The following is a 15276-nucleotide window of genomic DNA, read 5'->3' as shown; positions in this document are numbered from 1 at the left end:
CGGCCCGTCAGTCGAGTCGGGCCCTTCGTGTTGCCGACCCCCTGGACGGAAAGCCCCTCCATGAGCCTGCACGGTCTGCTCGACGCCGTAGTCAAGGACCCCGCCCTCGCGGAAGCGATTCAGGCGGCGGCGGACGGCAACCGCCCGCACATCGACCTCGTCGGCCCCCCGGCCGCCCGCCCCTTCGCGATCGCCGCCCTCGCCCGCGAGGCCGGCCGCCCCGTGCTGGCGGTCACCGCGACCGGCCGTGAGGCCGAGGACCTGGCAGCCGCCCTGCGCTCCCTGCTGCCCGAACAGGGCGTGGTGGAGTACCCCTCCTGGGAGACCCTCCCGCACGAGCGGCTCAGCCCCCGCAGCGACACCGTCGGCCGCCGCCTCGCCGTCCTGCGCCGCCTCGCCCACCCCAGCGCCGACGACCCCGGGACCGGCCCGGTCTCCGTCGTCGTGGCGCCCGTGCGCTCCGTGCTCCAGCCGCAGGTCAAGGGCCTCGGCGACCTGGTGCCGGTATCCCTCAGGACCGGGCAGAGCGCCGATCTGAACGCCGTTGTGGAAGCCCTCGCGGCCGCCGCCTACGCGCGCGTGGAGCTGGTCGAGAAGCGCGGCGAGTTCGCCGTACGCGGCGGCATCCTGGACGTCTTCCCGCCCACCGAGGAACACCCCCTGCGCATCGAGTTCTGGGGCGACGACGTCGAGGAGATCCGTTACTTCAAGGTCGCCGACCAGCGCTCCCTCGAAGTCGCCGAGCACGGCCTGTGGGCGCCCCCGTGCCGCGAGCTGCTGCTCACCGACGACGTCCGCGCACGCGCGCGTGCCCTCGCCGAGGAGCACCCGGAGCTGGGCGAGCTGCTGAACAAGATCGCCGAGGGCATCGCGGTCGAGGGCATGGAGTCCCTCGCCCCGGTCCTGGTGGACGACATGGAGCTGCTGCTCGACGTCCTGCCCAAGGGCGCGATGGCCGTCGTCTGCGACCCGGAGCGGGTCCGCACCCGCGCCGCCGACCTCGTCGCCACCAGCCAGGAGTTCCTCCAGGCGTCCTGGGCGGCCACCGCCGGCGGCGGCGAGGCCCCCATCGACGTCGGCGCGGCCTCCCTGTGGTCCATCGCCGACGTCCGCGACCGCGCGCGCGAGCTGGACGTGATGTGGTGGTCGGTGTCCCCGTTCGCGGCCGACGCCGACCTCGACGCCGACACCCTCAAGCTCGGCATGCACGCCCCCGAGAGCTACCGGGGCGACACCGCGCGGGCCCTCGCCGACACCAAGGGCTGGCTCGCCGACGGCTGGCGCACGGTGTTCGTCACCGAGGGCCACGGCCCGGCCGCCCGCACGGTGGAGGTCCTCGGCGGCGAGGGCATCGCGGCCCGCCTCGACTCCGACCTCGGCGAGCTGAGCCCCTCCCTCGTGCACGTCTCCTGCGGCTCGATCGAGTACGGCTTCGTGGACCCGGCGCTCAGACTCGCCGTGCTCACCGAGACCGACCTGTCCGGCCAGCGCGCCACCGGCCGCGACGGCACCCGCATGCCGGCCCGCCGCCGCAAGACCATCGACCCGCTCACCCTGGAGCCCGGCGACTACATCGTCCACGAGCAGCACGGCGTCGGCCGCTACATCGAGATGGTCCAGCGCACCGTCCAGGGCGCCACCCGCGAGTACCTGGTCGTGGAGTACGCCCCCGCCAAGCGCGGCCAGCCCGGCGACCGGCTCTACATCCCGACCGACCAGCTGGAGCAGATCACCAAGTACGTCGGCGGCGAGGCACCCACCCTGCACCGCCTCGGCGGCGCCGACTGGACGAAGACCAAGGCCCGCGCGAAGAAGGCCGTCAAGGAGATCGCCGCCGACCTGATCAAGCTGTACAGCGCGCGCATGGCCGCCCCCGGCCACGCCTTCGGCGCCGACACGCCCTGGCAGCGCGAGCTGGAGGACGCCTTCCCCTACGCGGAGACCCCCGACCAGCTCACCACCATCGCCGAGGTCAAGGAGGACATGGAGAAGTCGGTCCCCATGGACCGCCTGATCTGCGGCGACGTGGGCTACGGCAAGACCGAGATCGCCGTGCGGGCCGCCTTCAAGGCCGTACAGGACGGCAAACAGGTGGCCGTCCTCGTCCCCACCACCCTGCTGGTGCAGCAGCACTTCGGCACGTTCTCCGAGCGGTACGGACAGTTCCCGGTGAACGTGCGGGCGCTCTCCCGCTTCCAGACCGACACCGAGGCCAAGGCCGTCCTGGAGGGTCTGAAGGAGGGCTCGGTGGACGTCGTCATCGGCACCCACCGCCTGTTCTCCTCCGAGACCAAGTTCAAGGACCTGGGCCTGGTCATCGTCGACGAGGAACAGCGCTTCGGCGTCGAGCACAAGGAGCAGCTGAAGAAGCTCCGCGCCAACGTCGACGTACTGACCATGTCGGCCACGCCCATCCCGCGCACCCTGGAGATGGCGGTCACCGGCATCCGCGAGATGTCCACGATCACCACGCCCCCGGAGGAGCGCCACCCGGTCCTCACCTTCGTCGGGCCCTACGAGGAGAAGCAGATCGGCGCCGCCGTCCGCCGCGAGCTCCTCCGCGAGGGCCAGGTCTTCTACATCCACAACCGCGTCGAGTCCATCGACCGCGCGGCGGCCAGGCTCCGCGAGATCGTCCCGGAGGCGCGCATCGCGACGGCCCACGGCCAGATGTCGGAATCGGCGCTGGAACAGGTCGTGGTCGACTTCTGGGAGAAGAAGTTCGACGTGCTGGTGTCGACCACGATCGTGGAGTCCGGCATCGACATCTCCAACGCCAACACGCTGATCGTGGAGCGCGGCGACACCTTCGGCCTGTCCCAGCTGCACCAGCTGCGCGGCCGCGTCGGCCGGGGCCGCGAGCGCGGGTACGCGTACTTCCTGTACCCGCCGGAGAAGCCGCTGACGGAGACCGCGCACGAACGCCTGGCGACCATCGCCCAGCACACCGAGATGGGCGCCGGCATGTACGTCGCGATGAAGGACCTGGAGATCCGCGGCGCCGGCAACCTGCTCGGCGGCGAGCAGTCCGGGCACATCGCGGGCGTCGGCTTCGACCTGTACGTCCGCATGGTCGGCGAGGCCGTCGCGGACTACCGGCGGCAGCTGGAGACCGGTGAAGCCGAGGAGGAGGCGCCGCTCGAAGTCAAGATCGAGCTGCCGGTCGACGCGCACGTCCCGCACGACTACGCCCCCGGCGAGCGGCTGCGTCTGCAGGCGTACCGCGCGATCGCCTCGGCCAACTCCGAGGAGGACGTCAAGGCCGTCCGCGAGGAACTCACCGACCGCTACGGCAAGCTGCCCGAACCGGTGGAGAACCTGCTGCTGGTGGCCGGACTGCGGATGCTCGCGCGGGCGTGCGGTGTCGGCGAGATCGTCCTGCAGGGCACCAACATCCGCTTCGCGCCGGTGGAGCTGCGCGAGTCGCAGGAGCTGCGGCTCAAGCGGCTCTACCCGGGCACGGTCATCAAACCCGCCGCCCACCAGGTGCTGGTACCGCGCCCGAAGACCGCGAAGGTCGGCGGCAAGCCGCTGGTCGGCCGCGAACTGCTGGCCTGGGTCGGCGAGTTCCTCACCTCCGTCCTGGGGTGAGGGGCTCTGTACGGGGGCGGGGGCGCGCGTGCGGATCGGTGAGCTGGCCGAGGCGACCGGCACGACACCGCGCGCCCTGCGCCACTACGAGCAGCAGGGCCTGATCACGTCCGTGCGCGCGGCCAACGGCTACCGCGCGTACGACTCCGGTACGGCGGTGCGCGTCCGCAACATCCGCCGGCTGCTGGAGGCGGGCCTCACCCTGGACGACGTACGGGTCTTCCTGCCCTGCCTGGACGGCGCCGATGTCACCGCGGCACCCGTCTCCCCCAAGGCGCTCCAGGTCGCCCGGGAGCGGCTGGCCGTGCTCGACGCCCGCATCGCGGCCCAGACGGCGCTGCGCGACCGCCTGGCGTCGGCGCTGCGGGCGGCGGGCGCCGAGACCGGCTGAACCGCACCGGACGGACCGGACGAACCAAGTGGACCGGACGAACCAAGTGGACCCACCGGACCCGCCGGACCCACCGGACCGACCGGATCGACCGGACCGACCGAGCGACCGAACGGAGCGAGCGGAGCAGGTGGCGGGCCGGGGCCGCCCGGTCAGGCGGGGGCCGGGGCGGAGGGCGACCGGACGGGCGGGGGCCAGGGGCCGGACGGGGTGGGGTCAGGCGACGACCGCGCCGCCGTCCACGGGCAGCACCGCTCCCGTCACGAACGACGCCTGGGGCGAGGCGAGGCGGGTGATGGCCCAGGCGACCTCCTCGGGGCGGCCGATCCGGCCGAGCGGGGTGTGGTCGAGCTGCCACGCGCGGACGGCGGCCCGCTGCTCGGGCGTGTAACCGGAGTGGTCGGCGATCGGCGTCTCGATCGCGCCCGGGGCCACGGCGACCACCCGGACGCCCCGCGGCGCCAGTTCCACCGCCCAGCTGCGGGTCAGCACCTCCAGGGCCGCCTTCCCCGCCGCGTACAGGGAGTTGCCGGGCCAGCCCCGCTGGCCGACCGAGGTCGTCACGTTCACCACCACGCCCCGGCTCTCCTCCAGCGCGGGCAGCGCGGCCTGGGTGAGCAGCACGGGCGCGAGGAGGTTGGTCTCCAGCAGCGGCCGTACCGACGCGCGGGTGTAGGTCCGCAGGGAGTCGGTGGTGACGACGGCCGCGTTGTTGACGAGCACGTCGAGGCGGCCGTACCGCTCCAGTACGGCGCCCACGACGGCCCGGGGGCCGTCCTCGGCGGTGAGGTCGGCGGGCAGCGGCGTGATGCCGGGGTGCCCCTCGGCCGTCTCGACCAGCGGCGCGGCCCGGCGGCCGACGACGACGACCCGGGCATCCTCGGAGGCGAAGGCGCGGGCGGTGGCCCGGCCGATACCGGTGCCGGCGCCGGTCACGAGGACGGTACGGGGGGTTCGGGCGGTGCTGTTCTCGCTCATGCGGGAATCGTCGGACCCTGACGCCAGTGGCAGGGTCAAGCCGGATGGGCGGCAAAAACCGCACGCCGGAGGCGAATTGTCCCACTGTGCCCATCTGCTGTGCGGCGGCGGGAGGTTACCGTGGGGAGCGGAACGATCCGTCCCGCACCGGGGGGCGGGCGGCGCGAGCGAGGGGACGTACCGTGACGCGTGCGAGGGGCGGAGCGGCCACCGCGGTCACCGCCGTGGCCGTGCTGGTCGCCGTGACCGGCTGTACGGCCGAGCAGACCGGGGGAGTGTCCGGCGGAGCGAACGGGCCCGGGAAGACCGGCGGCAAAGGCGCCGCCCTGACCGCCGTCGGCTCACTGACCGTCAAGGGGCGTGCCCCGAAGACCGGTTACTCGCGGGCCCGGTTCGGCACCGCTTGGGCGGACACCGACTCCAACTCCTGCGACACCCGCGACGACATCCTCAAACGCGACCTGAAGGACGTGCGGTTCACCGGCGGCAAGTGCAGGGTCTCCTACGGCCTGCTGGAGCCCGACCCCTACTCCGGCAAGGAGATCACCTACCGGCGGGGCCGCAGCAAGGTCGACATCGACCACGTCGTCGCCCTGTCCGACGCCTGGCAGAAGGGCGCCAAGTACTGGGACGCCGGCAAGCGCATAGCGCTGGCCAACGACCCCCTCAACCTCCTCGCCGTCGACGCGAGCACCAACCGCGGCAAGGGAGACGGCGACGCGGCCACCTGGCTCCCGCCCAACAAGGCCTACCGGTGCGCCTACGTCGCCGCCCAGGTCGCCGTCAAGAAGAAGTACGGCCTGTGGGTCACCGCAGCCGAACAGAGCGCCATGAAGAAGGTCCTCTCCTCCTGCCCCGGCCAGAAGCTGCCCACCGGCGGCAACCCGACGAAGGCACCCGAGCGCTTCCAGGCCCGCTGACCCGCCCGGCGACGTCCGTGACGACCGGGTAATCCGCTGTCGCCCCGGCCGGGCGCCGCCTACCGTGACCGGCATGGACATCAAGGTGAGCAGCCTCGCCGAGCGGCCCGACCGGCTGCCCGCGGTGTTCGGCATGACCGACACCTGGCCCGAGTTCGTCACCCAGGACCTCGTGGGCACCACCCACTACGGCCGCATCCCCACCGAACTCCCGGAGTACGCCCTGTTCGCCGAGGACGAGGACGGCCGGGTCGTCGCCCACGCCTACAGCGTGCCGTTCGCCCTCGACGTCGAGGGGCGGCGCACCCTGCCCGCCCGCGGCTGGGACCAGGTCCTCGCGTGGGCCTTCGCCGACCTGCGCCGCGGCACCCGCCCGGACACCGTGAGCGCCGTCTCGGTCACCATCGCCCCGGACGCCCAGGGCCACGGCCTGTCGGCCCTCATGCTCGCGGCGATGCGCGACAACGCCCGCGCCCACGGCTTCCGCGAGGTCGTCGCCCCCGTACGCCCCAACGCCAAGCACCGCGAACCGCGCACCCCGATCACCGAGTACGCCCACCGGGTCCGCCCCGATGGACTGCCCCAGGACCCGTGGCTGCGCGTCCACGCCCGGGCCGGTGCCACCATCGACTCCATCGCCCCGGCCTCCATGACCGTGAGCGGCTCGCTGGCGGAGTGGCGCCGCTGGACCGGGCTGCCCTTCGACACGGCGGGGGACGTCGAGGTGCCCGGCGCACTGGTCCCGGTCCGCTGCGACATGGAGCACGGGTACGCCGTCTACGTGGAGCCCAACGTGTGGATGCGGCACCCGCTGTGACCTGAACCCCGGGCGGGGCCCGGGGTTCAGGTCACACGTGGCCGGCAGGACGGTGCGGGCGGACGGGCCGGGCGGTCCCGCCGCCCGGGTGGGTCACGCGGCCGGCGTGCCCTTCAGCGAGCCCAGGATCCGGGCCGTCACCTTCTTCGCGGCCGCGGCGCCGTCGTCATCGCCCGCGGTGGACAGCACGGTGACCACGTGGTTGCCGGAGCGGGCCGCGATGAGCGTGGTACCGGTCTCCCAGACGCCGCTCGTCAGCGTCATCGTGTACGCCTCGTCGCCGAGACCGGCCGTGGACGCGCCCTTCACCTTCACCTTGGCGTGCGTGTCCGTGTCCGTGAAGGTGGCGCACTCGGCGGCGACGGACCGCATCCGCTGCATCACCGTCTTCGCCGTGGTGCCCTGGAACGCGTCGACCTCCTGGGCCACTTCCTCGGTCTTGTCCTGGTTGACGTAGTCGTCCTGCGCGAAGGCCACGCCTCCCTCGAAGCCCGTCACCTGGATCCAGGACGTGCCCTCCAGCCGGGTGCAGTCCGGCTTCGCGGTCTTCCGGCTGGACACGGCGAGGAACTTGCCGCCGCTGTCCGAGGCGCCGTCCGCCTCCAGGGTGAGCCCGGCCGGGAAGGCCGACGCGGGCGCCAGCGCCTTCTTCAGCTGCGTACCGGTCAGCAGGCCGGCGTTCGGGTTCTTCGTCTTGGCCGGTGCGGCGCTCGCACCGGTGCCGGAGGACGAGTCCGAGTCGCACGCGGACAGGGCCAGGGGGAGCACCGCGACGGCGAGCAGCGTTGCGGCACGGGACGAGAGACGCATGACAGTCCTTCAGAGGTGATGAGCGGGTTGAAACGGGGTGTGGGGGGTGGAACGGGGTGTGGGGGGTGGGGGGAACGGGGTGGGGAACGCGGTGTGTGTACGGCGGGCCGTGGGGACGGCGGGCCCGTACCGGGGTGACCGTCAGGCCGTCAGGCCTTCTTCCAGTCGCCGCAGTCGTTCGTCTTGAAGTAGGCGTCCGACGGGCTGATCGTGACGACGGCCGTGCCGCTGACGTTGTTGTTGGCGATGATCGAGTCCAGGCCCTGGCCGGCGTCCTTCGTGCGCTCCCAGTAGCAGGAGTCGTCGGTGTTCCCGGTCGACCTGTAGGTGCCCGGCGCGATGTCCGTGCCGACCTTGTACATGCCGCCGTCGCCGTCCATCGAGGAGCCGGGCGTGCCCTTCGCCTTGGGGTCGACGGCCTCCCAGTCCTTGCAGCCCCTGGACTTGAACAGCTTGTCGGTGGGCTTGACGGTCACGTAACTCGTGCCGCTGACGTTGTCGTTGGCGAGGGTGGAGTCCAGCTCGCCGGAGGCGTCCTTGGCGCGCTCCCAGTAGCACATGTCGTCGGTGTTGCCGGTCGTGCGGTACGTCCCCGGCTTCACGTCGGAGCCGACCCGGTACTCGCCGTCACCCCCGATGGCGGCCTTCTTCTCCTCGGCAGCCTTGGTGCCGTCCGAGCCCTTGCTGCCGCCCGAGCCCTTGGTGCCGCCCGAGCCCTTGGTGCCGGTCGGCTTGTGTTCGGCCGACGCCGAGGAGTCCTTGTCGCCGCCTCTCGCGGCGCCGTCCTTGCCGTCGTCGCCGGCGTTGGCGGACAAGGCGCCGATGCCGGCGATCCCCACGACGGCACCGAGCGCGACCTTGGCCTTCATACCCATGGCGAACCCCTCCCCTGAGTGATGCGGCCTCCCCCTCGGCGGCCGCTCGTTCGCTGGGTCAATAAGAACAGAGGCTGTGAACCGAGTCAACACGACTCCCGTATTGGGTTCAGTACACGCGCGTGAATCTGTAGATCTTGTGTACGCCGGTATGCTCGGCGCACACACGGGACGAGGGGAGCAAGGCCGGTGCAGGACAACGCGACAGAGGTGACCGCAGCCGGTATCGCGCGGCTCGCCGGAGTGGGCCGCGCCGCCGTCAGCAACTGGCGCCGCCGGCACGGCGACTTCCCCAAGCCGGTCGGCGGCAGCGAGACCAGCCCGTCCTTCGCACTCGCCGAGGTCGAGGCCTGGCTGCGCAAGCAGGGAAAACTCGCCGAAGTCCCGCTGCGCGAACGCGTCTGGCAACAGCTCGCCGGGCACCCGGAGGGCCCGCTCACGGCCCTGGTGCACGCCGGTTGCGTCCTGCTCCTGATCCATGAGCGGCCCACCGTCTGGCTCGACGCGAGCGCGGGCTCCGACGCCCGGCTGGCCGCGGTGCTGCCGGGGGTGCTGGAGGAGGTGCTTGCGCCGCGGCTCGGCGGGGTGCCGGGGCGGAGTGAGCCCTCGGGCGCGCCGGGTGGGGGTGTGTACGGCGCCGTTCGCGGCGGCGGTGTGAACTCCGCGGGCGAGGCCGACGGTGTGAACACCCGAGCGGGTGGCGTCCACGTGAACAGCCTTTTCGGCGACGGTGGTGTGAACGCGGGTGGTGGTGGGAGGGATGTGAACGCCGCCGTCGGCGCGCGGGATGTGAACGCGCCGGTCGTGGCGCCGGCTGTGAACCCCGCCCCGACGTCGCCGCGCGTGAACTCGTCGCCCACTCTCCCGGCTGTGAACCCCGCGCCTGTTGTTCCCAGCCCGCCCCAGGAGCACGAGCCCGCCGCCACGGCCACGGCGGCGGCCCCGGCCCCCGCCCTTCCCCCGGCCCCCGCCCTTCGCACCCCCACCGGCCCCCAGCTCCTCCCCTCCGCCCCCCTCCTCCGCGGCGCCGCCGAGCTGGCCGCCGAGATGGGGGCGCGGCAGACGTTCGAGTTCCTGCTGGGCCGGCACCTGGACGCCAACCCCCGCCAGTACACGCTCACGCCCGCCGAACTCGCCGGTCTCATGGCCGACCTCGCCGGACCGGCCCGTACCGCCCTGGACCCCGCCTGCGGCACCGGCGCCCTGCTGCGTGCCGTGGACCCCCGCCCCGGACAGGAGCTGTACGCCCAGGACAGCGCCCCCGAACTCGCCGCGCTCAGCACGCTGCGGCTCGCGCTGCACAGCCGGGCCACCGTGCACGGCGCGGCCGGCGACACCCTGCGCGCCGACGCGCACCCCGGGCTGCACGCCGACGTCGTCCTGTGCCATCCGCCGTTCAACGAGCGCAACTGGGGCCACGACGAGCTCGCCTACGACCCGCGCTGGGAGTACGGCTTCCCGGCGCGCACCGAGTCGGAGCTGGCCTGGGTGCAGCACGCGCTGGCCCGGCTGACCGACGGCGGCACGGCGGTGCTGCTGATGCCGCCGGCCGCCGCCTCCCGTCGTTCCGGTCGCCGGATCCGCGCCGACCTGCTGCGCCGGGGCGCGCTGCGGGCCGTCGTCGCGCTGCCGGCCGGCGCGGCACCGCCGTACAACATCCCGCTGCACCTGTGGGTGCTGCGCCGGCCCGACCGGACACCGGTGACGCCCGAGGTGCTGCTCGTGGACTCCGGCAGGTTCGCCGGGGAGGGGCGCGGCGGACCGGACTGGGAGGCGGTGCGGGAGGCCGTGACGGACGCCTGGCGCGCCTTCACGCGCGCGGGGCGGCTCGCGGAGCGGCCGGGGCTCGCCCGTTCGGTGCCGGTCATCGACCTCCTCGACGACGACGTGGACCTCGCTCCCGCCCGCCATCTGCCGCCGGCCGCGGTCGCCGACGGCGCGGAGCAGCTCACGCAGGTGCGCGAACGGCTCGGTGCGACCCTGCGCCTGACCGCCGACCTCACCCCGCCCGCCGCCGCCCCGGCACCGCCCGTGCGCTGGCCGCTCACCACGGTCGGCGAACTCGCGCGCGGGGGCGCGCTGGTGATGCGCACCGGCGGGAACGGCGGCCACGCGCGCGTGCCGGTCCTCACCGACCACGACGTCCTCGCCGGAACCGCGCCCTCGGGCACCCTCCCGGAGAGCGAGGAGGAGGCCGTGCTGACCGAGCCGGGCGATGTCGTCGTACCCGTGCTCGGCGGGGGTTCGGTGGCGCGCGTGGTCGACGAGGCGACGGGGGGCGCCGCCCTGGGGCGCAACCTCGTGCTGCTGCGCCCCGATGCCACGGCGCTCGACCCGTGGTTCCTCGCCGGGTTCCTGCGCGGGACCGCCAACAACCGGCAGGCCAGCAGCTACGCGTCGACGGCGACCCGCCTGGACGTGCGCCGGCTGCAACTGCCCCGGCTCCCGCTGGAGGAACAGCGGCGCTACGGCGCGCGGTTCCGCGCCCTGGACGAGTTCGAGCGGGCGCTGCGGTACGCGAGCCGGCTGGGGGAGCAGCTCGTACGCGGGATGTACGACGGCCTGACGGACGGCACGGTCGCACCCGGCTGACCCCCAGGGCACCCCCGGGACGTCTCCACGGGCGTCCCGCCGGCTCCCTCCCCGGTCGCCGCACAACGGTTCGGTACAACCCGGACCGCTTGTCCCTGCCGGGCCATATGCTCGAAGCGACATCGCGCGGCCGGCGCCGTCCGCCCCGCGGACCATGCCGGACGGGCGGGCACGCCCACTTCAGGATCGGGAGCAGCCATGCAAGGCCACGGCTACGGACAGCCGGTGAAGCAGCCACCGCACACCGCGTGGCTGGTCTGCCTGCGCGTGCTGTTCGTGGCGCTCGGCATCCTCACCATCGGCTTCCTGGCCTGGGCGATGCTGCTGCGGCTGGCCGCCGTCACCCGCCGCTCGCTGGACTGGGGGCTGTTCGTGGCCGTGCTCGCCGCCGACGTCCTGAGCTTCACGCTGGTGGCGATGGAGCCCGGTGACGAGATCCACACCACCGGCGGCTACGTGGGCATCCTGCTCCTGCTCGGCACGCTCGTGGCCGCCATCGCCTACTACCTCGCGGCGGACATCCGGTACTTCCTGCTGCGGCAGCAGGCGTACGCGGCGCAGGGGGCGCCGGCCCCGGCGTACGGTTACCCGGCGCCCGTGACCCCGTACGCCGCGACGACCGTCCCGGCCCTGCCGACGGCGACGCCGGCGACCGCACCGCACACCCCGAACGGACTGCACACCCCGCCGCCCCCGGTGTCGCACACCCCCGTGCCCCAGCCCCCGCCGGCCACCCCGCCGCTCCAGCGGCCCGCGCCCGCCCGGATCGACCAGGTGCGGGCCGAGCTGGACGAGCTGAGCGACTACCTGCGCCGGCAGGACGGCCACGAGGGCGGACGGTGACGGTGACGACGGGGCGCATGGTCGCCGGCCGTTACGAACTGTCCACGCTCATCGGGCAGGGCGGCATGGGCCAGGTGTGGACGGCGTACGACCGCAGGCTCGACCGGCGCGTGGCGGTGAAGCTGCTGCGCCCGGACAAGGTGGCGGGCCAGGAGGCGGACGAGCTGCGCCGCCGGTTCGTGCGCGAGTGCCGGGTGACCGCTCAGGTGGACCACCCGGGCCTGGTGACGGTGCACGACGCGGGCAGCGAGGGCGAGGAGCTGTTCCTCGTCATGCAGTACGTCGACGGCGCCGACCTCTCCGACCACCTCGCCGAGCACGACCCGTACCCGTGGCCGTGGGCCGTCGCGGTGGCCGCGCAACTGTGCGCCGTCCTGAGCGCCGTGCACGCCGTGCCGATCGTGCACCGCGACCTCAAGCCGCGCAACGTGATGGTGAAGCAGGACGGCTTGGTCACCGTCCTCGACCTGGGTGTGGCGTCCGTGATGGACACCGACACCACGCGTCTGACCCACACCGGCTCCCCGATCGGCTCGCCCGCCTACATGGCGCCGGAACAGGCGATGGGCGGTGCGGTCGGCCCGTACACCGACCTGTACGCGCTCGGCGTGCTGATGCACGAACTGCTGAGCGGAGAGGTGCCGTTCGCCGGTTCGACGGCGCTCGGTGTGCTGCACCGGCACCTGTACGAGCCCCCGCTCCCCGTGCGCCGGATCCGCCCCGAGGTGCCCGAGGCGCTGGAGTCCCTGGTGCTGCGGCTGCTCGCCAAGGACCCGCAGCACCGGCCGGCGTCCGCGCAGGAGGTGTACGAGGACCTGGCGCTGCTCCTGCCCGCGCGCGGGACGCCCACCGGGGCGCCCCTGGACCCCACGCGCCCCTTCCTGCGTCCGCACGCCCCCTGGCCGGACCGCGCGCGGACCCCCGCGCCCCAGCCCGCCCCGGTCGCGCCGGCGCCGCCGGTGGCCGAGAAGCCCGACGTCGCCGCCGCCGTGGACGAGGTCAAGCGCCTGCTGGGGGAGGGCCGCATCACGCAGGCCGTCGACATCCTGGGCGCGATCCTGCCGGCCGCCGCGGAGCAGCACGGCGAGCACTCCCCGGTGGTGCGCACGCTACGCAAGCAGTACGCGGCCACCCTCATGGACGACGGCCAGTACCGGCGCGCGCTTCCGGAACTGCGCCGGCTCGCCGACGAACGCGCCGCCGAGGCCGGCCAGGCCGACCCGCAGTCGCTGCGCTACCGCTACGAGGCCGCGCAGTGCCTGGAGCAGCTGGGCGAACCGGCGGCGGCGCTCGCCGAGTACCGCGCGCTGCTGCCGTACTACGAGAACCAGTACGTCTCCGGGGACCCGCAGCTCGCCCATGAGGTCCGCCGGCGCATCGGCCACCTGCTGCTGGCCCTCGGCGACCGGTCGGCCGCCCACGACACACTCGCCCGGCTGGTCATGGACGTCGAGCGGCTGCACGGCCCCGGCCACCCGCTGGCCGTCGAGGTCCGGCGGACGCTGCAGTGGCTGGGGCAGGTGCGCGGATAAGGCCGGCGCGGCGGCCGGCGGTGCCCGAAGGGCGCGCGAATCGTTGGTCGAATGGGTTGGCCGCGGCCTGCCCACTGCCTACCATCGATCACCGCAAGACCTTGTGCACCGCCGCACAATCTCCCCTCTGGAGGTCTCCTTGCACCGCCGCCGTCGCACCGCGCTCGTCCTCACCGCCGCGATCGCCGCCGCGGCACCCCTGCTGACCGCCTGCGGAGACGACGCGCACCCGGGCGCCGCGGCCGTCGTCGGCGGGCAGCGGATCACCGTCGCCCAGCTGGAGAACCGGGTCGAGGAGGTCCGCCGGGCCCAGCGGGCCACGGTGCCGGACGAGACGCAGTACCAGCAGGTCGTCTCCTCCACCAGCGGCCTCACCCGCGACACCCTGCACAACATGGTGCTCGACCGGGTGCTGCACCGCGCCGCGCAGGACCAGGCCGTCACGGTCACCCGCAAGGAGATCCAGCAGATGCGCGCGGACCTGGAGCGGCAGGCCGGCGGCAGCAAGGGCCTGGAGGCGGCCTGGCTCCAGAAGTACGGCATCGCCCCCGCCCGCCTCGACGACAACCTGCGGCTGCAGCTGGAGGCGCAGAAGCTCGCCGAGAAGCTCGGCACCGACACCAGCCGGCCCGCCTTCTGGAAGGCCCTGTCCAAGGCGTCCGAGGAGCTCCGCGTCGACCTCAACCCGCGCTACGGCACCTGGGACGTGCAGAAGAGCAGCCGGGTGGACGCCGAGACGCCGTGGGTGCGGGAGGTCACGACGGCGGGCGGACAGCCGGTGACGGCCTAGACCGGTCGTACGATCACGTGATCACAGGATCTCTCGGCCCTGTGGACAACGAGATCCGCTTCCTCGCGCCGTGGGTTACGTTCGAATCGTGAACGAAACCAGCCCCGAACCCCGCGCCGCAGGCGGCCCGGAGCTCCGCGCCGACGCCCGCGAGGAAGCCCCCGGCCGCATCGTCCTGCTCACCACCAGCCACCGCGTCGCCCCCGGCCTGCTGTCCTGGCCCGCCTGGCAGGCCCTGCGCACCGCCGACGCCGTGCTGTGCGCGGACGGCGCCCACCCGCAGCTGCCGTATCTGCGCGAGGCCGGGACAGCGGTGACGGAGGCGTCCCCCACCGCGCAGGAGCTGGTCGAGGCCTGCGCCGGCGGGCGCACGGTGGTGGTCGTGGCGACGGGCGAGGGCGAGCCGGCGCTCACCGACGGCCTCGCCCGGCTCGCCGGCTCCGGCCGGATCGCCATGCCGGAGCTGGAGCTGCTCCCCGCCTCCTACGACCTGCCCGGCGCCCGCCTGCTGGACCTGGTGCAGGTCATGGACCGCATCCGCGCCGAGTGCCCCTGGTCCTCCCGGCAGACCCACCAGGGCCTGGCGAAGTACGGCATCGAGGAGGCGTACGAACTGGTCGAGGCGATCGAGGCCGGCGACCGCGCGGAGCTGCGCGAGGAGCTGGGCGACGTCCTCCTCCAGGTCGTCTTCCACTCCCGGATCGCCGAGGAGGACCCGGAGGCGCCGTTCTCCATCGACGACGTCGCCGGCGGCATCGTCGCCAAGCTCGTCCACCGGCACCCGCACGTCTTCGGTGACGAGGAGGCCGAGACCCCGGAGGACGTCAAGGAGCACTGGCTGCGCACCAAGGCCGAGGAGAAGCGGCGCGCCTCGGTCACGGAGGGCGTCCCGCTCGGCCAGCCCGGCCTGGCCCTCGCCGCCAAGCTCGCCTCCCGCACCCGCACGGCGGGCCTGGCGGTCCCCCTGCCCGAGGGCGAGGGCATCGGGTACGAACTGCTGGCGCTGGCGGTCCGCGCCGAGGCGGCCGGCGTCGACCCGGAGGCGGCCCTGCGGGCGGCGGCGCGGGCGTACCGGGACGCGATACGGGCCGCTGAGGGGCTGTCAGGTTAGTACCGCTGCTCCGGCGGGCGGGTGCG

Annotated in this window: 12 protein-coding genes; 9 read left to right on the top strand and 3 right to left on the bottom strand. The window is 73.7% G+C overall.

Annotation, left to right across the window (positions count from 1 at the left end):
* The first annotated feature begins 60 nt into the window (after positions 1 to 60).
* Both mfd and ACZ4VF_RS22820 read left to right on the top strand, forming a co-directional pair.
* The gene (gene mfd / locus ACZ4VF_RS22825; RefSeq protein ID WP_467928132.1) at positions 61 to 3591 is read left to right on the top strand and encodes a transcription-repair coupling factor; all 3531 of its coding nucleotides are present in this window, start codon (positions 61 to 63) and stop codon (positions 3589 to 3591) included.
* A 28-nt stretch (positions 3592 to 3619) separates the two neighbouring features.
* Positions 3620 to 3982 carry a MerR family transcriptional regulator gene (locus ACZ4VF_RS22820; protein WP_467928131.1) on the top strand — a complete coding sequence of 121 codons (363 nt, stop codon included), beginning with the start codon at positions 3620 to 3622 and terminating at the stop codon, positions 3980 to 3982.
* Between the two features lie 216 nt (positions 3983 to 4198).
* Here ACZ4VF_RS22820 and ACZ4VF_RS22815 read toward each other — a convergent pair whose 3' ends face one another.
* The gene (locus ACZ4VF_RS22815; RefSeq protein ID WP_467928129.1) at positions 4199 to 4960 is read right to left on the bottom strand and encodes an SDR family NAD(P)-dependent oxidoreductase; all 762 of its coding nucleotides are present in this window, start codon (positions 4958 to 4960) and stop codon (positions 4199 to 4201) included.
* 182 nt (positions 4961 to 5142) lie between these two features.
* On the opposite strand from ACZ4VF_RS22815, the gene ACZ4VF_RS22810 reads away from it, so the two are divergent.
* Together ACZ4VF_RS22810 and ACZ4VF_RS22805 are read left to right on the top strand one after the other, a co-directional pair.
* Positions 5143 to 5880 carry an HNH endonuclease family protein gene (locus tag ACZ4VF_RS22810; RefSeq protein ID WP_467928128.1) on the top strand — a complete coding sequence of 246 codons (738 nt, stop codon included), beginning with the start codon at positions 5143 to 5145 and terminating at the stop codon, positions 5878 to 5880.
* Positions 5881 to 5953: 73 nt separating this feature from the next.
* Positions 5954 to 6697, top strand: a complete 744-nt coding sequence (locus ACZ4VF_RS22805) for a GNAT family N-acetyltransferase (RefSeq protein WP_467928127.1) — start codon at positions 5954 to 5956, stop codon at positions 6695 to 6697.
* Positions 6698 to 6790: 93 nt separating this feature from the next.
* Here the strand turns inward: ACZ4VF_RS22805 and ACZ4VF_RS22800 are convergent, their stop codons facing one another.
* The gene (locus ACZ4VF_RS22800) at positions 6791 to 7507 is read right to left on the bottom strand and encodes a hypothetical protein (RefSeq protein WP_467928125.1); all 717 of its coding nucleotides are present in this window, start codon (positions 7505 to 7507) and stop codon (positions 6791 to 6793) included.
* A 149-nt stretch (positions 7508 to 7656) separates the two neighbouring features.
* Entirely contained in the window at positions 7657 to 8382 is a 726-nt protein-coding gene (locus ACZ4VF_RS22795) for a hypothetical protein (protein WP_467928124.1), read from the bottom strand.
* A gap of 189 nt (positions 8383 to 8571) precedes the next feature.
* Here ACZ4VF_RS22795 and ACZ4VF_RS22790 point away from each other — a divergent pair, with 189 nt between their 5' ends.
* The 5 genes from ACZ4VF_RS22790 to ACZ4VF_RS22770 all read left to right on the top strand — a co-directional run bounded on the left by ACZ4VF_RS22790 (position 8572) and on the right by ACZ4VF_RS22770 (position 15250).
* Positions 8572 to 10974 (top strand): N-6 DNA methylase, encoded by a 2403-nt coding sequence (locus tag ACZ4VF_RS22790; protein ID WP_467928123.1) that lies wholly within the window; start codon positions 8572 to 8574, stop codon positions 10972 to 10974.
* A 198-nt stretch (positions 10975 to 11172) separates the two neighbouring features.
* Positions 11173 to 11817 carry a hypothetical protein gene (locus ACZ4VF_RS22785; RefSeq protein ID WP_467928122.1) on the top strand — a complete coding sequence of 215 codons (645 nt, stop codon included), beginning with the start codon at positions 11173 to 11175 and terminating at the stop codon, positions 11815 to 11817.
* A gap of 17 nt (positions 11818 to 11834) precedes the next feature.
* On the top strand, positions 11835 to 13349 hold the full coding sequence (locus ACZ4VF_RS22780; RefSeq protein ID WP_467928625.1) for a protein kinase domain-containing protein: 1515 nt from the start codon (positions 11835 to 11837) through the stop codon (positions 13347 to 13349).
* A gap of 139 nt (positions 13350 to 13488) precedes the next feature.
* A complete protein-coding gene (locus ACZ4VF_RS22775) occupies positions 13489 to 14139 on the top strand; it encodes a SurA N-terminal domain-containing protein (protein ID WP_467928120.1) in 651 nt (216 codons plus the stop codon).
* 88 nt (positions 14140 to 14227) lie between these two features.
* Positions 14228 to 15250, top strand: coding sequence for a nucleoside triphosphate pyrophosphohydrolase (locus tag ACZ4VF_RS22770; protein WP_467928119.1), 1023 nt, complete (start codon positions 14228 to 14230; stop codon positions 15248 to 15250).
* Positions 15251 to 15276: the final 26 nt, after the last annotated feature.

The sequence above is a fragment of the Streptomyces sp. NPDC029151 genome, from assembly GCF_055564315.1.
Note: the sequence above shows the minus strand (reverse complement) of the source record. Positions and strands in the feature narration are given on the sequence as shown.

Excerpts from the sequence above, each read along its gene's own strand:
- mfd (WP_467928132.1), top strand. The coding sequence starts at position 61 with ATGAGCCTGCACGGTCTGCTCGACGCCGTAGTCAAGGACCCCGCCCTC.
- ACZ4VF_RS22815 (WP_467928129.1), bottom strand. The coding sequence starts at position 4,960 with ATGAGCGAGAACAGCACCGCCCGAACCCCCCGTACCGTCCTCGTGACC.
- ACZ4VF_RS22805 (WP_467928127.1), top strand. The coding sequence starts at position 5,954 with ATGGACATCAAGGTGAGCAGCCTCGCCGAGCGGCCCGACCGGCTGCCC.
- ACZ4VF_RS22800 (WP_467928125.1), bottom strand. The coding sequence starts at position 7,507 with ATGCGTCTCTCGTCCCGTGCCGCAACGCTGCTCGCCGTCGCGGTGCTC.
- ACZ4VF_RS22795 (WP_467928124.1), bottom strand. The coding sequence starts at position 8,382 with ATGGGTATGAAGGCCAAGGTCGCGCTCGGTGCCGTCGTGGGGATCGCC.
- ACZ4VF_RS22785 (WP_467928122.1), top strand. The coding sequence starts at position 11,173 with ATGCAAGGCCACGGCTACGGACAGCCGGTGAAGCAGCCACCGCACACC.
- ACZ4VF_RS22780 (WP_467928625.1), top strand. The coding sequence starts at position 11,835 with ATGGTCGCCGGCCGTTACGAACTGTCCACGCTCATCGGGCAGGGCGGC.